Consider the following 20,435-nt stretch of genomic DNA (forward strand, 5'->3'; position numbering starts at 1 on the left):
CATCCTTGGAGGGGTCTAATTTTAAAATATATAGCGCATCTGCAGGCTCGGGCAAGACCTATGCCCTCGCAAAAGCCTATCTTAAACTGTTACTTGCCAACGATGCTTCCATAAAATTTCGTCAGATTTTGGCCATTACCTTCACCAACAAAGCGGTGGACGAAATGAAGACCCGGATTTTGGACAACCTTTATGCTTTTGGCCAAGATACCGTTCCCGAAAAGCAGGAAAGCTTGTTCCAATCACTTTGTGATGAACTCAATTTGACCGAAGGGCAATTACGGCAACGGTCGCAACTTATTCTAAAACGGATTCTCCACAATTACTCTTTTTTTGAGATTTCCACGATTGATAAGTTCAACCACAAAATCATAAAAACCTTTGCCCGCGATCTGCACCTATCCCAAAATTTTGAGGTGGAACTCAATTTGGATCTACTGTTGGAAGAAGCCGTGGGAAGATTGTTGGAACGTGCCGGCAACGATGAAAAACTCACCGAAGTACTGATTGCCTTTTCACTGGAGAAAATTGATGATGACAAAAGCTGGAACATCACTTACGACCTCATAGAAATTGGTAAACTGCTGTTCCAAGAAAATCACGCGGAGCACATAAATCCCTTACGAGAAAAATCCATCGGGGATTTTCAGGACATCCAAAAACGGATAGCATCAGAAAGCAAAGCCATCGAAGAAAAGGTAAAACAGTTGGCTCAAAGTGCGCTTCAAGAAATAGAAAATCAAGGGTTTGAACTGACCGATTTTTCGAGAGGAACTCTTCCAAATCATTTTAAAAAAATATCTGAAGGTTTTTTTGACACCAAAAGATTGTATGCCAATCAACTGGAGGAAAACCTTAGAGAAAACAAAAAACTCCTAAATGCAAAGGACAATAGGGACTCTTCTGTTTTAGCTTCTACAGTTTTAGTGCAATACTTACTTATAAAGAAGAATCTCCATCAACTAGCCTATCTCCAAAACATATACAGCAACATAGTTCCGATGACGGTCTTGAACGAAATCGCCAAGGAAATCAAAAATATTGAGCTGGACAGGGACATCATTCCCATTTCCTCCCTGAACGCGATTCTCTCCAAAGAAATCAAGAATCAGCCTGTGCCTTTTATTTATGAACGGATGGGCGAAAAATACCGCCATTATTTTATTGATGAGTTCCAGGACACCTCCAAAATGCAATGGGAAAACTTGGTGCCACTCATCGGCAACGCCTTGGAAAGCGAGAACGAAAAGCACGAACGGGGTTCTCTGTTTTTGGTGGGCGATGTAAAGCAGGCCATTTATCGCTGGCGTGGTGGCAGGGCGGAGCAATTTCTCAATCTGATCAATAAAAAATCGCATCCCTTCGTAGTGGAGCCCAGCGTTCATTCGTTGGACACCAACTGGCGGAGTTCTGATGAAATCGTGGGCTTCAACAACAGCTTTTTTACCGAGGTCGCAACTGTGCTCGCCAATGAAGATTATCGGAACTTATTTTTAAACGACTCCCATCAAAAAACCAATAACAAACCCGGGGGATACATCCAAATGTCCTTTTTGGATGCCGATGTGGAAGACAAGGACGAGGTCTATTGCGAAGAAACCTTGAAAGCCATCCAGCAAATCCTTTCGGAAAATCACGCTTATTCCGATATCTGTGTATTGGTTCGCGATAATAAAAAGGGAATGTTGTTGGCGGATTTCTTGGCGCAGCAGAACATTCCCATCATTTCTTCGGATGCACTTTTGCTGGCAAAGAATGAGAAAGTCATCTTTCTGGTATCCCTGCTTCGGATTTTTGAAAATGCAAAGGATCGGGAAGCGGCCTACCATATATTAATGTATCTGTCCCCCGATGAAATCGGCAAACACGACTTCATCAGTAAAAACCTGGAAAATATTGAAGCCTTCTTGGCCTCCGAATACCATTTCCATATAAATGAATTAAAAGGCGAACCTGTGCTTACCGTTTTGGAAACCGCCATTGTTCAATTTGAGCTTTACGAAGGTTCCGTGGCCCATATTTCCTTTTTGATGGACGAGGTGCTCGATTTGGAAAAAAGGGAAGGGCCCAGCGTGTATGCCTTCCTTAATTATTGGGATGTAAAAAAAGATTCCCTTTCCATCGCAGCGCCCGATGGGGTGGATGCCGTAAAAATTATGACCATCCACAAGGCCAAAGGCCTTGAGTTTCCTTTTGTGATTTTCCCTTTTGCCAATGCGGTTCTGGATGATAAACGCAAAAAGAAGAAAGCTTGGGTTCCGGCCACCACGGATGACGAAGCTTTAGGGTTGAACGAATTCCTGATCAACAGCAATAAAGATATGTTGGAATACAATGAGGTAGCCCAACAAAAATATGTTGCGGAAGAGCAAAAGACCTTGTTGGATTCGATGAACGTGCTCTACGTGGCCCTTACCCGTCCCGTAAATGGATTGTTTGTAATTACGGAGAGTGGCAAAAAAGAAGTTGCTTCGGTCGAAGCTGCTACATCATATTCGGAACTTTTTCAGTGGTACGTGCAGCAAGCGAACATTTCCGAAAAAGAAACTGGAGTTTACACCATCGGAAGATTTCCATCAAAAGAGGTGGGGACTTCTTCGGAATCCACGGAAAACTATATTTCCTACGTTACAAGACCGAAAGATGATGCTGGATTTACCATTTCCACCAAATCGGGCCGTATGTGGGACAATGAACGGATGGAAGCCATCGAGATGGGCAACGTGATTCACTTTGCATTGAGTCAAATCGAAACTGTAAAAGATGTTGATCCTGTTTTGGAACGATTAGAAATCGAGGGGCATTTTCCCAAAGAGGCCGCGGGCGACATCAAACAAAAAATAATGGCCGTTGTGAACCATCCAAAATTGAAGGAGTTGTTCTTGGAGAGACTTCAAATTTTGAACGAGCAAGAAATCTTGACCACGGATGGGCATTCCCTTCGTCCGGATAGAATTATCATTGACGGAAACGATGCCACCATCGTCGATTATAAAACAGGTAAACCATCGCCCAAACACAAGGAACAAATTGCCAACTACGCCGATATTTTAAAAGCAATGGATTTTAAAATCAAACAATCCATTATTGTTTATATTGACCAAGAAATAGACCCTATTTTTGTATAAAACGAATTAAAGATATGTACGGAAAAATAAAAGAACATTTGGCCAAAGAACTGGAAGCAATTGAAGAAGCTGGCCTTTTTAAAAAAGAACGAATCATCACTTCGCCGCAAGACGCTGTGATAAAAATCTCCACAGGGGAAGAAGTCATCAATTTTTGTGCGAACAATTATTTGGGGCTTTCCTCCCATCCGGATGTGATCCAAGCCGCAAAGGACACGATGGACACCCACGGTTTTGGAATGTCCTCGGTTCGTTTTATCTGTGGAACCCAGGACATCCACAAAGAATTGGAGCAGAAAATCGCCAATTTCTACGGCACCGAGGATACCATATTATATGCAGTTGCTTTTGATGCCAATGGTGGCGTATTTGAACCTTTGCTCACCGCTGAGGATGCCATTATCTCGGATTCCCTGAACCACGCCTCCATTATTGATGGGGTTCGTTTGTGCAAAGCAAAGCGATACCGCTATGCCAATAGCGACATGGCCGACCTTGAGGAACAACTCAAACAAAGTAATGCTGATGGAGCGCGCTTTAAAATTATCGTTACTGATGGGGTATTCTCCATGGACGGACTTTTGGCTCCGTTGGACAAAATCTGTGATTTGGCGGATAAATATGATGCCATGGTGATGATCGATGAATGCCACGCCACTGGTTTTATTGGTGAAACGGGCCGCGGTACGCTGGAAGAAAAAGGTGTTATGGACCGAATCGACATCATCACGGGCACCTTGGGCAAGGCTTTGGGCGGCGCCATGGGCGGTTACACCACGGGCAAAAAGGAAATCATTGAAATGCTTCGCCAACGTTCCAGACCTTATTTGTTCTCCAATTCCTTGGCACCTGCCTTAGTTGGGGCATCCATCAAGGTATTTGAAATGCTGGATACCGACACTTCGTTGCGTGATAAGCTTCAAAGCAACACGGAATACTTCAAAAAAGGAATGAAAGAAGCTGGCTTTGACATCATTGACGGTGATTCCGCCATTGTTCCAGTAATGCTCTACGATGCGAAGCTATCACAAAACATGGCGGATATGCTCTTGGAAGAAGGAATTTACGTCATCGGATTCTTTTATCCTGTGGTCCCAAAAGAAAAAGCGAGGATTCGGGTGCAACTCTCGGCAGCCCACGACAAGCAACACTTGGACCATGCAATTAATGCCTTTATTAAGGTAGGAAAGTCGTTAAAGGTCATCTAAATTCGACGAATTGCAACAAACCTTCTGGCAAATGAGTCAAAAAAAAAGAAATTTAGATTTTGTTAATAAGTCTTAACAACTTACATTTGCTGCTGATAAACACTTAAACTTAAAATTTTGAGCATGAAACATCTTAGCAAATTATTGGTTGTTGCTCTTGTATTTGTAGGGATCAACAGCATACAAGCGCAAGACGAAAATAATCCCTGGCAAGTTAGCATAGGGGTGAATGCGATAGACACTTACCCTACTAACGATGAGAACAACCCGTACTCCAGTACGACATTGTTCGATGAGTATTTTAACGTATCTGACCACTGGAACATTTTGCCTTCAGTTTCTTATGTAGCTGTTTCCAAATATGTTGGTGATGGTTTCTCTGTTGGAGCAAGAGGTTCTTTGAACAGAATTGAAAAATTGGGAGATTTTGAAGTTGATGATCTATCTCACTATGCTATAGATGGTACAATTAAGTACAACTTCCTAAAAAATACTACTATCGATCCTTTCTTGGAAGTTGGTGGTGGTTACACTTGGGTTGATGAAATCGGTGCTGGTACCGTTAATGGTGGTGTTGGTGTTAACTTTTGGTTCTCTGATAACCTTGGTTTGACACTTCAAACACAATACAAGCACGCTTTCGAAGATTACTTGGTAAAACATTTCCAACACATGGCCGGTCTTAGCATCAAATTTGGTGGTACTGACACAGATGGTGATGGTATCTATGACAAAGACGATGCTTGTCCAGAAGTAGCTGGTTTGGAAGCATTCAACGGATGTCCTGATTCTGACGGTGACGGTATCGAAGATGCTAAAGATGCTTGTCCTAACGAAGCTGGTTCCAAAGAAATGAACGGATGTCCTGATTCTGATGGTGACGGTGTTGCCGATAAAGATGATGCTTGTCCAAACACTGCTGGTCTTCCTGCTCTAGCTGGTTGTCCTGATGCTGACGGTGACGGTGTTGCCGATAAAGACGATGAGTGTCCTAACGAAGCAGGTCCTGCTGAAAACAACGGATGCCCTTGGCCAGATTCTGACGGCGATGGTGTTCTTGACAAAGACGACCAATGTCCAGAAGTTGCTGGTACAGTAGCTAACAAAGGATGTCCTGAAGTAACTGAAGAAGTTCAGAAGCAATTGAACGACTACGCTAGAACTATCTTGTTCGATACTGGTAAATCTTCCATCAAAGCAGAATCTACTTCTGTAATGGTTGACATCATCCAAATCTTGAACGAGTACCCAACTGCTAAGTTTACAGTTGAAGGTCACACTGACAGCGTAGGTAGTGACAAATTGAACCAGAAACTTTCTGAAGAAAGAGCTAACTCTGTTAGAAACTTCTTGATCGACAAAGGAATCGATTCTTCTAGATTGAGTGCAATTGGTTACGGTGAAGAAAAACCAATCGCTACCAACAACACAAGAGCTGGTAGAGCACAAAACAGACGAGTTGAAATCAACTTGGTAAAATAATTAGAAACAAAGTTTTCTAGAAAAAGGCTCCGCAAATGCGGGGCCTTTTTTATTTTTAATCCATGCATAACACTTTCCTCGAACATGTACTGGATAATCTCCTCAAAAAGCAGTTGGATATTACCAAGTGTACCTTTGTACTTCCCAGTAAAAGATCCGGGACCTTTTTAAAAAAACATATCTCCAGTAGGCTGGAAAAAAACATATTCAGTCCGGAAGTTCTATCCATTCAAGAATTCATCGGAAACCTCTCCGATTTAAACCAAGCATCCAATATTGATTTGTTGCTCCTACTGTTCAAGGTCTACAAAGAATCTCAAATTGACGAATCGGATGATTTTGCCTCCTTTATTAATTGGGGACAAACCTTGTTACAGGACTTCAACGAAATTGATGGCTACCTGATTCCTGCCACCGATATTCTAAATTATCTTTCCGCCATCAAGGAAATCAACCATTGGTCCACCAACAAGGAAAAATCGGAGCTGGTGGAGAATTATCTACAACTCTGGAAGAATCTAGAAACCATCTACAATAATTTTTATAAGGCACTTCTTCAACAAAAAAGAGGCTACCAAGGTTTGATCCAACGAGAAGCCGTCAAAGCAATCCAAAATGGAACTGGTCCAAAAGTTGGCGGCAATCCGATTATATTTATAGGCTTTAACGCCCTAAACGCAGCAGAGTCCGCGATAATCCAACATTTTCTAGAGCACGGGAGTGCTCATATATACTGGGATATCGACTCCTATTTTTTGGACGACCCCATTCACGATGCTGGCTTGTTCGTCAGAGATTATCAATACAATTGGCCCTATTACAAACATGGTCACAAAATAGAGCCACAGAACAATTTTCTCCAAAATAAGAACATCAAAATCACCGGTGTGCCCAAAAGTATCTCACAGACCAAATATGTGGGCCAATTGTTGGAAGAAATTGGCGGAAACCCAGCAATAGACCTGACCAAAACTGCGCTGGTCTTGGCTGATGAGACCTTGCTGAACCCAATGCTCAATGGCGTTCCTAACAACATCCCCGAAGTCAATATCACCATGGGAATGCCGTTGAACAAAACAGTGCTATATTCCTTTTTTGTGAACTTTTTGGAACTGCACCTCAATGTTTCGGAGCGAGGATGGTTTTATAAAAGGGTGCTGGAGTTTATATCCAACCCCTACAGTTTGACCCTCTCCACGGAAAGCCAAGGTTCCTTCGCCCAACAATTGTCCAAGGACATAAAAGAGGGCAACCTCCTTTACATTAATTCGGAAGTGCTTACAAAATATTCGAAGGCACAAGAGTTATTGTCCATTATTTTTCCTGATGGCACCCTAGCCCCGATGGATTGGATAAATAAATGCCTGATGCTCATCGAGCGGTTGAAGATTATTTATCAGGAAGAAAAAAATGCGCTGGAACTGGAATACCTGTATCGGTTCTACACACTTTTCAATCAACTGGGGCAATATTTGGACAAGGTAGATTTTATGGGGGAGCTCAAATCCATCAAAAACCTGTTCAAACAATTGGCCAACATGGAAACCTTGGATTTTATTGGCCAGCCATTGACGGGTTTTCAAATTATGGGAATGTTGGAGAGTAGAAACCTCGATTTTGAAACGGTAATCATAACTTCCGTAAACGAGGGCATTCTACCTTCGGGAAAATCCAACAATTCCTTTATTCCGTTTGATGTAAAACGGGATTATGGCTTGCCTACTTACAAAGAAAAAGATGCCATCTATGTGTATCACTTTTACAGACTGATTCAACGTGCCAAGAACATCTACATCACCTACAACACCGAACCCGACGTTTTGGAGGGTGGGGAAAAGAGCCGATTGATCACGCAATTGCTAACGGATAAAAATCTAAAATCCAACATCACGCATACCATTGCAACGCCCAAGATTTCCATTGAGCCGAAACCGCTCGTTCAAATCGAAAAAGATGGACAGTTTATGGAAGATCTACAAGCATTTGCCCAAAAAGGATTTTCGCCAACCTCTTTGACCAACTACATCCGAAACCCGATTGATTTTTACACCAGAAACATTCTTAAAATCAATGATTTGGAAGAGGTCGAGGAAAACATTGCGGCCAACACCTTCGGCACCATTATTCACGATAGTTTGGAACAGCTGTACACACCACTGATCAATATAATGTTGACGGAAGAACACGTCCAATCCCTAAAAAAGCAGGTTCCAGAAGTGGTGCAACATCACTTTGCAAAGAATCTTTCAGGAATCGATGTTTCCAAAGGAAAGTTTTTGTTGGTGTACAATGTCATCCTAAAATACCTGCACAATTTCTTGGATGATGAAATCAAACAACTCAAACAACACCAAATCAAAATATTGGCGCTCGAAGAACGCTACGAAGAGTTTATTACCATCCCAGGACTTGATTTTCCCATCAAACTAAAGGGAACCTTGGACCGTGTTGATGAGTTTGACGGAACTGTCAGAATCATAGATTACAAAACGGGAAAGGTGGAGCCCAAAAATGTAAAAATAACGGATTGGGAAACGCTCATCACAGATTACGACAAGAGCAAGGCCTTTCAGTTACTATGCTACGCCTACCTCTATTCCAAAAAACACGGTATAAGTGATGTACAGGCAGGAATTATTTCCTTTAAAAATTTAAGCAAAGGATTGTTCCCGTTTTCAGAGGACAAGGATACCCGGATACATACGGATACCCTTGCTACCTTTGAAAGTTATCTGTTCCAATTGATAAGCGAAATATGCAATGCTGCTGTTCCGCTTACCGAAAAGGTGACCTGATTATTTTAAATCTGGTCGTGTGGGACGCACCTCAATTTTACTTGGCAACGTTCGTGGGTGCATCATAAGCAAATCGATGACCAATTTACCAATATCCTCGGGCTGGATTTTCCATGCGTCCTTTTCCGATGGCTCATTGTTGTTAAACTGACTCGCAACGGAACCGGGCATAATGGTGGTCACTTTGATATTGTACTGTCTTAAATCAAGCATTGCGGCCTGTGTAAAGCCCACCACACCAAACTTTGTAGCATTGTAGCCGGCTGCGGTCGCGAAAAAATTGGTCCCCGCCAAACTGGCCAAGGTCATATAATAACCTTCGGATTTTTTCAAGGCATCCACCGATGCTTTAAGCGTATGATAAACCCCGTTCAAGTTGGTGTCTATCATTTGATGCCATTTCTCGTCCTCCAACTCATCGATTGGGGCAAAATGTCCCACTCCTGCGTTGGCCATCACCACGTCCAATTGCCCCCATTTATCCAGAATGGCGGCCACGGCCTTTTTCTCGTCTTCCAATTTAGATACATCGGATACCAATCCCAATACATTGTCAGGGTTGTTTAAGCCTTTCACAGCGGCATCTGCGCTTTCTTGGCTTCGCCCGCTCACGGCAACCTTCATGCCCTGTTCCAATAAGCTTTCGGCAATTCCGTATCCGATACCTTTGGTTCCTCCTGTGATGTATGCTACTTTTCCTTCTAGTTTCATATTGATTTTGTTTTAAGGTAAAGTTCAAAAAAACACGGGGCAAATACAAAAATTCCATCCTAAAGGATGGTTAATGTTTGAAGTGTCCTGATTCACTTATTGTCATGATGTAAAATGTGGTACATTTATACTGGTTTGAATGGCTTATTTGTTATGTTAAAAGTACGCTTAATGGTTATGTTGATTTTGGTTTTAACCCAACTATCAGCACAAAATGAAACCAAGATCACGCAGTTCAACAGCGCGCTCAACCAATTCCTGAACGTTCGTGATTTTTGCATCTCGGAGGAAGGTGACGAGGCTTTTTTCACCATTCAGAGTCCGTTACAGGATATTTCCCAAATCGCTTATATCACAAAAAAGGATAACCAATGGAGCGAGGCCAAACTCATGCCCTTTTCAAGTTCGTATATGGATTTGGAACCTTTCTTGTCCCAAGATGGAAAACGGTTGTTCTTCGTTTCCGATAGACCATTGGATGATTCCACTGAGCAGAAAAAAGATTTTGATATCTGGTATGTGGAACGCAGTGGTAATGGAAAAGAGTGGTCGAGCCCAAAAAATATTGGCCCACCAATAAATTCTGACCTTAATGAGTTTTACCCCTCCATTAGTGCAAACAACAATCTATATTTCACTTTGGAATCGCCCAACGGTATGGGAAAGGATGATATTTATATTTCCCGTTGGCAAAATGGTTCCTATTCAACCCCAGAACTGTTGGATGAAAACATCAATAGTTCCGGTTACGAATTCAATGCATTTATCTCCAAAAGAGAGGATTTTATTCTTTTTTCCAGATATAATGAAGAAGATGGCCTGGGAAGTGGTGACCTCTATATTTCCGTAAAAGATGAGAACGGAAAATGGGAAAAGGCAAAGAACATTGGAGCACCGATAAATACAAAATATATGGAGTACTGCCCATATTATGATGAACGGAACCAAACACTGTACTTCACCAGTAAGAGGAACGATTTGCTGCCCAAACAGTTTAATGCTGTGTCGGATTTCAAAGATTACATCAACGAAGGCAATAATGGCTTGAGCAAAATTTATATGACCCAATTAAAAATCAACAGACTTAAATAAAACAGCGTTAATAATCATATAGAAAACCATACCGCCCCTAAGATTTCAAAACCTCAACGCTTACAAGAATATGGTGTAGGTATTTTTGAGGCCTTACCCACCAAATCCGCGCTTAAAAAAGCCCTCAAAAAAAAGTACATTACCGTAAATGGAGTCATAGCAACCACGGCAACCCTGATTGTTGGCGGAGAACATATTTGCCTATCTATTCCAAAGGAAACCAGCCCCAAAAAGCAACTCGATTTACCATTAAAGGTTTTGTTCGAGGATAAACATATGGCGGCTATCCACAAACCTGCCGGTATTGAGGTTAGCGGTAACAAGTTTAAAACCATCGCGAACGCCTTGCCACAAAACCTGCAACCGAGTTCGCTGCCGGATGCTACCACACCGCAACCTGTCCACCGTTTGGATTATTCCACTACGGGCATTGTTCTGGTGGGCAAAACGAGCAGCAGCATCCGCGCCTTGAACAAAATGTTCGAGGACAAAACCATTGCAAAAACCTATTATGCCGTTACCATTGGTAAAATGCAGAAAAACGGAACCATAACTTCCAAAATAGACGGAAAGCCATCGCAATCAGAATACAAAGTAATCGAATCCGTATCCTCGGAACGTTTCGGCACCCTGAACCTTGTAGAACTAGCCCCCAAAACGGGCAGAAGACACCAATTGCGGAAACATATGCTCAGTTTGGGCAATCCTATACTGGGAGACAAGGAATACGCCTTCGAGGGCTTAATTTTGAAAAGCAAAGGGCTGTATTTGCATGCCTACGCGTTGGAATTTGAGCATCCATTTACCAAAAAGGTTGTCTGCATTACAGATGAGCTTCCAGAGAAGTTTACTAAAATTTTTAGGTAAATTCGTGAGAGCCATCCGACTAATATTAAAATATGTCCAAAACAGATTTTTTCCGAATTATTATCAAAATGTTTGGTCTTTATTGCTTTATAGAGGCCCTTTTTCAATTTACTCCAAACCTTTCAGTTTCATGGGGATTTGATTCCGCTAGGCTAGTAATAAGTCTGATTTCTTTATTATCAACCCTTATAGTCGCATACCTGTTGTTGTTTCAAACGAACAGACTGATAAAGTTCTTAAGGCTTGGAAAGGGGTATGATAGTGAACATATAGAAACCAAAGACCTAAATAAAAAAGGCCTATTTAATCTCGGATTAATTATGATAGGTCTTCTAATGATTGTTGACAACATTGCCCAATTTCTAAATTTCTGTTACCTAGCCTTTAAAAAACAAGTTTCCTCAAACGGACTTGATGAGATTGAGGGCGCAATGTTGTATCAGCAATTAGATTATAATTGGTGGATTATTTCTGGATTAAATGTTTTGTTTGGAATTATAATCTTAATTAATTACAAACAGATTTCTAAACTGCTCATTGGTAAGGAGAAAGAGTAAGCTAATAACCATCAAAAAAAGCACCCCGTTCGAGGTGCTTTTACAATTTTGGTGGAGAATACCGGATTAACAGGTTGTTCCGTTAAGTCAAGTCCTGCAAATGCAAGGGCCATGACTTTAGGTCCTGGGCATTTAAAACACAAAAGCCGCTCAAATTAATTTGGCGGCTTTTCTTGGTTTTAAACGCAATCCCTTGCGCTTGATCGTGGAGAATACCGGATTCGAACCGGTGGCCTCTTGCCTGCCAGGCAAGCGCTCTAGCCAACTGAGCTAATCCCCCAAAGAGAGCGCAAAGGAACTACTTTTTTCTGAAAGTATCAAAAATTGCGCCGCTTCCTTAATCTTTTTTAACGCTAAGTACCAATAAAGGTATTTTTACGAAGAACTCCGATTTGGGTATCGTGTTCTTTTCCCATAACTTTTTAAAGAACCCCCGCTTTCTACGGAACACGCAAAGCATATCCGGGTGCTCCTTCTGGAAATATTCTGTTACCCCTAAATATGTTGTTCCGTTCTCGGTAATCGTCAATTGCGAGCTCAAATCCATCAAAGCCGTATTCACCTTAAGATCATCTTCGGTATACCCCGGCCTTTTTACCAACAACAGGCTCACTTCCGATCTAAACTTGTTCTTGATCATGATCAATGGAGTCAAAATGCTGCTTCGTTTTAAGATTCCCGATCCAAAAGCCGTCAATATTTTCTTGACAGGTTTAAACGTTGTTCCTTTGGGAACGATCAACGTAGGAATCTCTGTCTGTTTGATGATTCTTCCAGAAGTGTTACCCAAGTAAAGTTCTTCCTGAATGTCGTTACTTTTTGGTGCAATAATGATCAAATCGATGCCAAGTTCCTTATTGATGCTTTTTAAACCATCGATGATGTCACCATTGTAAGTGGCCAATTTTATTTCGACCCCTTTCGTGTCTACCTGATCAATAACTTCCTTTAAATGTTCCTTGCTGCTCTTGGCGACCTTTTCTTCCACATTGGCCAAGCTTCCTACGGCAGTGGTAACATTAAATACGTCCATCACATAGATCTGAGCCCCAAAATTTGAGGCAAAGTCAACAGCGTATTGCAATGTTTGATGAGAATCTGGAGAAGTTCCAATGGGTACAAGTATATTGTTCATGGTTTGGTGATTACGATTAAACCTTAAATTTACAATTTAATTGAAACGAATCAATGATAAGACGCGCAAAGATATCCGAAATCCCCGATATCTTGACCATAACCCAGGCCTGTGCCAAAAAAATGCAGACCAACCGAATTTTTCAATGGAACGAGCATTATCCTTCCAAAGAAGCCTTCATCAAAGACATTCAACGTGACGAACTTTTCGTAATAGAAGAGAATAACACTGTTCAGGGTACCATCGTCATATCCACTCTAATGGATGAGGAATACAAACCCATTGAATGGTTGACCCCGAATGGAAACAGCACTTACATTCATCGCCTTTCGGTACACCCAGACCTTCAAGGGAAGGGGCTGGCCCAAAAAATGATGGGTTTTGCTGAAAATTATTCCAAGGAAAATGGATTTGTTTCAGTGCGCTTGGACACCTTTTCCCAGAACAAGAGAAACCAACGTTTTTATGAGCAACGGGGCTATCAAAAATTGGGGGACATCCACTTTCCCAAACAAAGCGATCATCCTTTTCATTGTTATGAATTAGTGCTGTAACTTGCGCCCGATTTGAGCACGCAGGTAAATTTTAGGAGCATCAACCAATTGGCGATTCCCGCCACCATTTCGGGCATTGCGGAACCCATCCTTTCCATTACGGACACGGCCATTGTGGGCAATATTCCCGTGGACGGACTGGAATCCTTGGCCGCGGCGGGCATCGTGGGGTCGTTTTTATCCATGCTCATTTGGGTGCTCGGCCAGACGCGAAGCTCCATTTCAGCCATCATATCGCAATATTTGGGCGCAGGAAGGCTGGACGAGGTAAAAAATATGCCCGCACAGGCCATTTATCTGAACATTCTTTTGAGCATCGTGGTGCTCCTCTCCACCATCTTTGTCATCGAAGAAATTTTCACGCTCTTCAATGCATCGGGAAAAATTTTGGAGTATTGTGTCTCCTATTACTCCATTCGCGTTTGGGGATTTCCCCTTACGTTGTTCACTTTTGCCATTTTTGGCATATTCCGCGGGTTGCAGAACACCTTCTACCCCATGGTCATCGCCATGCTGGGGGCAGGCCTCAATATCCTTTTGGATTTTGTTCTGGTCTATGGCATCGATGGATTCATTCCCGCACTTTATTTGGAAGGTGCCGCATGGGCCAGTTTGATCGCCCAAGCCGTCATGGCCATCTTGTCCCTTATTTTATTGATAAAAAAGACGGATATCAGTATGAAACTGACCTTCCCGCTGAACAAGGAGATCAAACGGCTGATTTTTATGAGCCTCAACCTTTTTGTAAGGACTTTGGCCCTCAATGCCGCTTTGATGCTGGCCGTTCGCGAAGCAACCACCTTGGGCGACCGCTTTATCGGAGCACACACCATTGCCGTCAACCTATGGTTGTTCGCCGCATTTTTTATTGATGGCTATGCTGCAGCGGGCAACAGTATGGGCGGAAAACTCTTGGGTGCCGCCGATTACGATGGACTATGGAAATTGGCCAAGACCATATTCAAATACGGGATGATTGTAAGTCTTGTTCTTATGTGTTTCGGATTTATTTTCTACCGCCCCATTGGCCACCTTTTCTCCAATGAGGAAATCGTGCTCAATACTTTTTACAGTATTTTCTTCATCGTGATTCTGGGTCTGCCCATGAACACTTTGGCCTTTATTTTTGATGGCATCTTCAAAGGCATGGGCGAAATGAAATATCTGCGAAATGTGCTCTTGGCGGCCACTTTTTTAGGATTTATTCCCTGTCTGTATTTGGGCATGTACCTGGGTCTTGGTTTTTATGCCATTTGGATCGCCTTTGTGGTCTGGATGATGATTCGCGGATTCTCCTTGGTTTGGAAATTTAGAAGAAAGTTCAGACCCTTGGTGCAAAACCCTTAATTTAGCACAATTAGAGTTCAGAGTTCAGAGTTCAGATAACTGATAATTGTTTATTGATTATTGTTTAATGTTAATTGAAAACAATGTCCACAGATAGAGTCAACGAAAGTTTATATACTCATATAGAAAATAGGATTGCTACGGTCGAATTCGGCCATCCAGCAAGTAACTCCTTTGTTTCCGAACTTTTGGCCAGACTCGCCAAGGAATTTGACAAGCTCGGTGAAAACGAAGAGGTTTCCGTTATTCTATTAAAATCAGAAGGCGAAAGAGCCTTTTGTGCCGGTGCCTCTTTTGATGAATTGGTGGCCGTTTCCAACTTGGAGGAAGGCAAACAGTTCTTCAGCGGGTTCGCCAACGTGATCAATGCCATGCGCAAATGCCCCAAACCGATTATTGGTCGGGTACAGGGGAAAACCGTTGGTGGCGGGGTCGGATTGGCCTCGGCCTGTGATTATGTGCACGCAACGGTCGAAGCCGCCATCAAACTATCCGAGATTTCCATAGGAATAGGCCCGTTTGTGATTGCACCCGCAGTGGAACGCAAAATGGGCAAAGCAGCCTTGGCCGAGCTTACTCTATATCCCACGGAGTGGAAAAATGCCTATTGGGCCAAGGAACAAGGCTTATATGCCAAAGTGTACGATTCCATTTCCGAAATGGACAAAGAGCTGGACATTCATCTGCAAAAATTGGCGGCCTATAACCCAGAAGCACTAGCAGAAATGAAAAAAGTGCTCTGGGAAGGAACCGAGCATTGGGACGACCTGTTGTTGGAACGTGCCGAAGCATCGGGTAGATTGGCACTGTCCCCAAACACTAAAAAAGCATTGGAAAAATTTAAAAAGTAGCGAAATGCTATCTAATTATAAAAATACACGTCACCCTGAACTGGTTTCAGGGTCACATCAAAAAAAATTGGTTGTGAGATGCTGAATCAAGTTCAGCATGACGATTTTCAATAAGAGAAGAATTAAAAAGTTTACAAATGAATGATTTGATTTTCCCGATATTGGCTCTTTTCGTAGTCATAGTGTATGTGGTCAACAGAATACGAAGCAACCGACGTTATAAAAAGTAAAATTAGTTTACGCTCTTTTTCAATTTCAAAGAAAAGTCAGTTCGAGTTTTTTTCTATTGAAAAAAGTATCGAGAACAGGCGCTTTGACTTTAAGATATATTCTGATTTATATAAAATATATATTTTATATATTTGTTCATATAAGATTTTAAAGGTCAAATTTTATGGAACAGCATGTAAAGAAACTTATTGAAGTCGATAAGTCACTCGTAGTAAAACTCAAAGTGCTTTCCGCTTTTGAAAACTTGAGCGTTAAGGCCTTGATGGAAAAGGCCGTGGTTGAATATGTTAAGAACAAAGAACTGGAGCGTTTCGAAAAACTATCGGAAGAAGAAAAGGAAGATCTTGGCCTTTTACTGTTGATGCAGCAAGCAGATACCAAAGAATTTGCCAGCGAGGATGATATTTTCAAAATCCTTGATGAAGAATGAAAATCAAATATCATAAATCACTTGAAAAGGATTTAAGAAAGATTAATGATAAAAAGATAAAGCAAAAGTTAAAGCTTATCATTCTCAAAATGAAAGAAGCACAGGTTTTGGATGAGCTTACGTCCATCAAAAAATTGGCAGGACACCCCAACGCTTTCAGAATGAGGATAGGTTCTTACCGACTGGGTTTTTATTATGAAAACAATACCTTAATATTGTCTCGTTTTGTAAAACGAAATGACATCTATAAACTTTTTCCGTAGACCCATTGGACAATATCTCACTTCCTAAAGGCAAAAAAGTCTATTTCGCGAGCGATAACCACCTCGGGGCACCCACCCGAAAAGACAGTTTGCCCCGTGAGAAAAAATTTGTGGCCTGGCTCGATTCCATAAAGGAAGATGCAGCTGCCATTTTTTTAATGGGCGACCTTTTCGACTTTTGGTTCGAGTACAAAACCGTGGTGCCCAAAGGTTTTACGCGAACCCTTGGTAAGCTGGCCGAGCTATCGGATATGGGCATTCCCATTTTCTATTTTGTGGGCAATCATGATCTTTGGATGAACGGTTATTTTGAGGAAGAACTCAACATTCCCGTGTACCATAAACCGCAGCAGTTTCGCATCAACGACACTTCTTTTTTTATTGCACACGGAGATGGCTTGGGGCCACACGACAAAGGCTTCAAACGGATGAAAAAGGTATTTACGAATCCGGTGGCCAAATGGTTCTTTAAATGGCTTCACCCTGATTTGGGCGTTCGCTTGGGACAACATCTATCCGTGAACAACAAAATTATTTCCGGCGAAGCGGACGCTAAATTTTTAGGGGAAGATAAAGAATGGCTCATTTTGTATGCCAAGCACAAGCTGGAAGAGCAGCATTATGATCATTTTATTTTTGGTCATCGGCATTTGCCCATGGAGATCAAACTCAACGAAAAATCGACCTATACCAATCTCGGGGATTGGATTTCTTATTTTACCTATGCTGTTTTTGATGGCGAAAAATTGACTTTGGAAAAATTGGAGGATTAATCCTCCCTCTCGTGCTCGTCAATATCTTTTTGAAGGTCCAATCGCCTAAAGGTTGGCGAAACAATCGCCGTTGTGCCCGCCGTTAAGATTGTCATACATCCACCAAAGACCACCGCTGTGACCGTTCCCAACAATTTGGCGGCCAATCCACTTTCAAAAGCGCCCAACTCGTTGGAGGAACCCACGAACATGGAATTTACCGAAGCTACCCTGCCCCTCATATTGTCCGGCGTTTTTAATTGTAATATGGTTTGGCGTATGATCATGGAAACGCCATCCACTGCGCCACTGAGGAACAAGGCTATTACGGATAACCAAAACAGTTCTGACAGTCCAAACACGATGATACAGACCCCAAATGCAAACACGGCCCACAACAATTTTTTACCTGCATTTTTGTGCAACGGAAATCGTGTGGAGCCCAACATCGTAATGGAAGCTCCCACGGCAGGAGCCGCCCTCAAAATTCCGAATCCTTCGGAACCCACGTGCAAAATATCCTGTGCGTAAATGGGCAAAAGTGCTACGGCGCCTCCAAAAAGAACGGCAATCATATCCAAAGTCAGCGCTCCAAATATCGCCTTGTTGCCAAAAACAAATTTGAGTCCATCCCGTAAACTTTGGAACACGGGTTCCCCAAGTTTTGGGTTCATAATGGGTTTTCTGGGTATCCGGAAAAGGAAAAACAGCGCCATCAGCGAGAAGCCAAAAATAACGCACATACTCCAATGCACACCAATCCAACTAATGGAGAAACCGGCCAAAGCAGGACCCAATACGGATGCTAACTGCCAAGTGGAGCTACTCCATGTGGCCGCATTCGGATATATCTTTTTGGGAACGATCAAAGCAATCAGCGAAAATATGGTCGGGCCCAAAAATGAGCGCACAAACCCGCCTAAAAACACAAGTGCATAAATGGAATACAAAATGGTCTTGGATTCCCAGGCATCTTCAAGCCCGGGCCAGCTCAATAAAAAGAGTCCCAGACTAATCACCGAGAATCCAGCAATACAGGTGATCAAAAGGTTTCGTTTTTCTTTCTGGTCTACAATATGCCCCGCAAAAAGGGCCATGCTCACCGCAGGAATCACCTCCATCAAACCAATAATGCCAAGGGAAAGCGGGTCTTTGGTCAACGAATAGACTTGCCACTCGATCACAATAAACTGCATGGACCATGCGAATACCATGGCGAAGCGTACAATCAAAAATATGTTGAATTCCTTATAGCGAAGTGCTGCGTAGGGGTCCATAAATTGCTAGCGAATATCTCTTAGTTTTAGTTGAAGGCTCACCGTTCCGTTCCATTCATTCTCGTCCAACGAAAATACGGCATCGAACGGTTTTATTCGCTTAACCACATCCAATTTATTGCCTAAATTAAATCCAATGCCCCCAATTGGGTTGGAACCTGGTTGATATACACTACATTTTAAATGTTTTTCGCCCTCACCAACACCACGGGCATAACCGGTGTCCTTTAATCCTTCGGCCATAAAAACCGGGGTCATATTTCCAGGACCAAAGGGTGCAAATTGCTTTAGGATGCGCATCAGTTTTGGTGTGATTTGATGCATTGAGATTTTGGCATCCACGGAAATTTCGGGCTTTAGTAATATGGGGTCGATGGATTCGGACACCACTTTCTCAAACTGATTTTTGAAGGCTTCGTACTGTTCCTCCAACAAGGTAAGGCCTGCGGCGTACATATGCCCGCCGAACTGCTCCAAACAGTCGGAACAGCCTTCGAGGGCATTATAAATGTCAAATCCCTTTACCGATCTGGCAGAGGCAGCCAGTTTGTCACCGCTTTTAGTAAAGACCAAAGTGGGCCTGTAGTAGGTCTCCGTCAATCGTGAGGCCACAATGCCGATTACACCTTTGTGCCAGTTCTCGTTATAGACCACGGAGGTAAACTTTTCTTCTTCTCCGTTTTCTTGGATTTGGACCAAAGCTTCTTGGGTAATCTCTTGATCCAGACTTCGTCTTTCGGTATTGAACAGTTCAATTTCTGAGGCGAATTGTTGCGCTTGGTCAATATCCGTTTCCACCAGAAGTGCAACGGCGTGTTGGCCATGTTTCATACGCCCTGCTGCATTGATTCTTGGTGCAATGATGAAGACTACATCGGTGATGGTAAGTTCCCTTTTTTTGGTCTGATCAATAAGTGCCTTGATCCCTGTTCTTGGATTTTCGTTAATGACCAACAATCCATAATGGGCCAGCACACGATTTTCTCCCGTAATTGGAACAATATCCGCTGCGATTGCCGTAGCAACCAAATCCAAATATAGAATCAAATCATCTATGGTTTTTCCTTGCTTGGAACCCAAGGCTTGAATGAGTTTAAAGCCGACACCACATCCACAAAGTTCTTTGTACGGATAGAAACAATCTTGCTGTTTGGGGTCCAATACTGCGACGGCATCAGGCAGTTCTTGCCCAGGTCGGTGGTGATCGCAAACAATGACATCGACTCCCTTTTCCTTGGCATACCTTATTTGGTCAATGGCCTTGATGCCGCAGTCCAAGGCAATCATCAAACCGATATCGTTGTCCGCTGCAAAATCAATCCCTTGAAACGAAATACCATATCCTTCCGCGTAGCGATCTGGAATATAGGTCGCCACATTGGGGTACGTTTCCATCAAAAAGGAACTCACCAAAGCTACGGAAGTGGTTCCGTCCACATCATAATCCCCATACACCATTATGTTTTCTTCGTTGGCCATGGCCTGCTCGATACGCTCCACCGCCTTGGACATATCTTTCATCAAAAAAGGGTCGTGCAGGTGGCTTAATTCAGGTCGGAAAAATGCCTTTGCCTCCTCATAGTCGCTTATCCCCCGTTGAAGCAACAATTGGGCAACCAAGTCATCAACGCCCAATGCTTCGGAAAGTTGGTCGATGGATTCTTGTTCAGGTTTTGGCTTTATGGTCCAGCGCATCCATGTTAGATTTTGGAAATGGTCAGTTCGAGTGTTTCGAAAGATGTTCGAAACGTATCG

17 protein-coding genes and 1 tRNA gene are annotated in these 20,435 nt (G+C 42.6%); 13 read left to right on the plus strand and 5 right to left on the minus strand.

Annotation, left to right across the window (positions count from 1 at the left end):
- Positions 1 to 5: 5 nt before the first annotated feature.
- The 4 genes from GVT53_RS16455 to GVT53_RS16470 all read left to right on the plus strand — a co-directional run bounded on the left by GVT53_RS16455 (position 6) and on the right by GVT53_RS16470 (position 8,613).
- Positions 6 to 3,128: a UvrD-helicase domain-containing protein gene (locus GVT53_RS16455; RefSeq protein ID WP_166249580.1), complete on the plus strand. Its 3,123-nt coding sequence runs from the start codon at positions 6 to 8 to the stop codon at positions 3,126 to 3,128.
- A gap of 14 nt (positions 3,129 to 3,142) precedes the next feature.
- Entirely contained in the window at positions 3,143 to 4,336 is a 1,194-nt protein-coding gene (kbl, locus tag GVT53_RS16460) for a glycine C-acetyltransferase (protein ID WP_166249581.1), read from the plus strand.
- Positions 4,337 to 4,459: 123 nt separating this feature from the next.
- The gene (locus GVT53_RS16465) at positions 4,460 to 5,818 is read left to right on the plus strand and encodes an OmpA family protein (protein ID WP_166249582.1); all 1,359 of its coding nucleotides are present in this window, start codon (positions 4,460 to 4,462) and stop codon (positions 5,816 to 5,818) included.
- Positions 5,819 to 5,880: 62 nt separating this feature from the next.
- Complete coding sequence (locus tag GVT53_RS16470; RefSeq protein ID WP_166249583.1) at positions 5,881 to 8,613, plus strand: PD-(D/E)XK nuclease family protein; 2,733 nt, start codon at positions 5,881 to 5,883, stop codon at positions 8,611 to 8,613.
- Here the strand turns inward: GVT53_RS16470 and GVT53_RS16475 are convergent, their stop codons facing one another.
- Positions 8,614 to 9,324: an SDR family oxidoreductase gene (locus tag GVT53_RS16475; RefSeq protein WP_166249584.1), complete on the minus strand. Its 711-nt coding sequence runs from the start codon at positions 9,322 to 9,324 to the stop codon at positions 8,614 to 8,616. It abuts the gene before it with no gap.
- 171 nt (positions 9,325 to 9,495) lie between these two features.
- Here GVT53_RS16475 and GVT53_RS16480 point away from each other — a divergent pair, with 171 nt between their 5' ends.
- The 3 genes from GVT53_RS16480 to GVT53_RS16490 all read left to right on the plus strand — a co-directional run bounded on the left by GVT53_RS16480 (position 9,496) and on the right by GVT53_RS16490 (position 11,840).
- Positions 9,496 to 10,416, plus strand: a complete 921-nt coding sequence (locus tag GVT53_RS16480; protein ID WP_240905062.1) for a TolB family protein — start codon at positions 9,496 to 9,498, stop codon at positions 10,414 to 10,416.
- A 276-nt stretch (positions 10,417 to 10,692) separates the two neighbouring features.
- Complete coding sequence (locus GVT53_RS16485) at positions 10,693 to 11,283, plus strand: RluA family pseudouridine synthase (protein WP_309474612.1); 591 nt, start codon at positions 10,693 to 10,695, stop codon at positions 11,281 to 11,283.
- Positions 11,284 to 11,315: 32 nt separating this feature from the next.
- Positions 11,316 to 11,840 (plus strand): hypothetical protein, encoded by a 525-nt coding sequence (locus GVT53_RS16490; RefSeq protein ID WP_166249586.1) that lies wholly within the window; start codon positions 11,316 to 11,318, stop codon positions 11,838 to 11,840.
- Positions 11,841 to 12,046: 206 nt separating this feature from the next.
- On the opposite strand, the gene GVT53_RS16495 is transcribed toward GVT53_RS16490, so the two are convergent.
- Together GVT53_RS16495 and GVT53_RS16500 are read right to left on the minus strand one after the other, a co-directional pair.
- Positions 12,047 to 12,120 (minus strand) — tRNA-Ala (locus GVT53_RS16495).
- Between the two features lie 57 nt (positions 12,121 to 12,177).
- Positions 12,178 to 12,975: a universal stress protein gene (locus GVT53_RS16500; RefSeq protein WP_166249587.1), complete on the minus strand. Its 798-nt coding sequence runs from the start codon at positions 12,973 to 12,975 to the stop codon at positions 12,178 to 12,180.
- A gap of 53 nt (positions 12,976 to 13,028) precedes the next feature.
- Between GVT53_RS16500 and GVT53_RS16505 the strand changes: the two genes are divergently transcribed.
- The 6 genes from GVT53_RS16505 to GVT53_RS16530 all read left to right on the plus strand — a co-directional run bounded on the left by GVT53_RS16505 (position 13,029) and on the right by GVT53_RS16530 (position 17,424).
- Complete coding sequence (locus tag GVT53_RS16505) at positions 13,029 to 13,529, plus strand: GNAT family N-acetyltransferase (protein ID WP_166249588.1); 501 nt, start codon at positions 13,029 to 13,031, stop codon at positions 13,527 to 13,529.
- Between the two features lie 12 nt (positions 13,530 to 13,541).
- A complete protein-coding gene (locus GVT53_RS16510) occupies positions 13,542 to 14,876 on the plus strand; it encodes an MATE family efflux transporter (RefSeq protein WP_166249589.1) in 1,335 nt (444 codons plus the stop codon).
- Between the two features lie 83 nt (positions 14,877 to 14,959).
- The gene (locus GVT53_RS16515; protein ID WP_166249590.1) at positions 14,960 to 15,727 is read left to right on the plus strand and encodes an enoyl-CoA hydratase/isomerase family protein; all 768 of its coding nucleotides are present in this window, start codon (positions 14,960 to 14,962) and stop codon (positions 15,725 to 15,727) included.
- 394 nt (positions 15,728 to 16,121) lie between these two features.
- Entirely contained in the window at positions 16,122 to 16,388 is a 267-nt protein-coding gene (locus GVT53_RS16520) for a hypothetical protein (RefSeq protein WP_166249591.1), read from the plus strand.
- The gene (locus GVT53_RS16525) at positions 16,385 to 16,651 is read left to right on the plus strand and encodes a type II toxin-antitoxin system RelE family toxin (protein WP_166249592.1); all 267 of its coding nucleotides are present in this window, start codon (positions 16,385 to 16,387) and stop codon (positions 16,649 to 16,651) included. Before GVT53_RS16520 ends, GVT53_RS16525 begins: the two co-directional genes overlap by 4 nt.
- Positions 16,652 to 16,665: 14 nt before the next feature.
- Positions 16,666 to 17,424, plus strand: coding sequence for a UDP-2,3-diacylglucosamine diphosphatase (locus GVT53_RS16530; RefSeq protein WP_166250520.1), 759 nt, complete (start codon positions 16,666 to 16,668; stop codon positions 17,422 to 17,424).
- Here GVT53_RS16530 and GVT53_RS16535 read toward each other — a convergent pair.
- On the minus strand, positions 17,421 to 18,680 hold the full coding sequence (locus tag GVT53_RS16535) for an MFS transporter (RefSeq protein WP_166249593.1): 1,260 nt from the start codon (positions 18,678 to 18,680) through the stop codon (positions 17,421 to 17,423). The genes GVT53_RS16530 and GVT53_RS16535 overlap by 4 nt on opposite strands.
- 6 nt (positions 18,681 to 18,686) lie before the next feature.
- Positions 18,687 to 20,375, minus strand: coding sequence for a single-stranded-DNA-specific exonuclease RecJ (gene recJ / locus GVT53_RS16540; RefSeq protein WP_166249594.1), 1,689 nt, complete (start codon positions 20,373 to 20,375; stop codon positions 18,687 to 18,689).
- Between the last annotated feature and the right edge of the window lie 60 nt (positions 20,376 to 20,435).

Origin of the sequence: Flagellimonas oceani (assembly GCF_011068285.1) — a bacterium.
GTDB classification, from domain to species: domain Bacteria; phylum Bacteroidota; class Bacteroidia; order Flavobacteriales; family Flavobacteriaceae; genus Flagellimonas; species Flagellimonas oceani.

Excerpts from the sequence above, each read along its gene's own strand:
- kbl (WP_166249581.1), top strand. The coding sequence starts at position 3,143 with ATGTACGGAAAAATAAAAGAACATTTGGCCAAAGAACTGGAAGCAATT.
- GVT53_RS16465 (WP_166249582.1), top strand. The coding sequence starts at position 4,460 with ATGAAACATCTTAGCAAATTATTGGTTGTTGCTCTTGTATTTGTAGGG.
- GVT53_RS16470 (WP_166249583.1), top strand. The coding sequence starts at position 5,881 with ATGCATAACACTTTCCTCGAACATGTACTGGATAATCTCCTCAAAAAG.
- GVT53_RS16475 (WP_166249584.1), bottom strand. The coding sequence starts at position 9,324 with ATGAAACTAGAAGGAAAAGTAGCATACATCACAGGAGGAACCAAAGGT.
- GVT53_RS16480 (WP_240905062.1), top strand. The coding sequence starts at position 9,496 with ATGGTTATGTTGATTTTGGTTTTAACCCAACTATCAGCACAAAATGAA.
- GVT53_RS16485 (WP_309474612.1), top strand. The coding sequence starts at position 10,693 with ATGGCGGCTATCCACAAACCTGCCGGTATTGAGGTTAGCGGTAACAAG.
- GVT53_RS16490 (WP_166249586.1), top strand. The coding sequence starts at position 11,316 with ATGTCCAAAACAGATTTTTTCCGAATTATTATCAAAATGTTTGGTCTT.
- GVT53_RS16500 (WP_166249587.1), bottom strand. The coding sequence starts at position 12,975 with ATGAACAATATACTTGTACCCATTGGAACTTCTCCAGATTCTCATCAA.
- GVT53_RS16505 (WP_166249588.1), top strand. The coding sequence starts at position 13,029 with ATGATAAGACGCGCAAAGATATCCGAAATCCCCGATATCTTGACCATA.
- GVT53_RS16515 (WP_166249590.1), top strand. The coding sequence starts at position 14,960 with ATGTCCACAGATAGAGTCAACGAAAGTTTATATACTCATATAGAAAAT.
- GVT53_RS16520 (WP_166249591.1), top strand. The coding sequence starts at position 16,122 with ATGGAACAGCATGTAAAGAAACTTATTGAAGTCGATAAGTCACTCGTA.
- GVT53_RS16525 (WP_166249592.1), top strand. The coding sequence starts at position 16,385 with ATGAAAATCAAATATCATAAATCACTTGAAAAGGATTTAAGAAAGATT.
- GVT53_RS16535 (WP_166249593.1), bottom strand. The coding sequence starts at position 18,680 with ATGGACCCCTACGCAGCACTTCGCTATAAGGAATTCAACATATTTTTG.
- recJ (WP_166249594.1), bottom strand. The coding sequence starts at position 20,375 with ATGCGCTGGACCATAAAGCCAAAACCTGAACAAGAATCCATCGACCAA.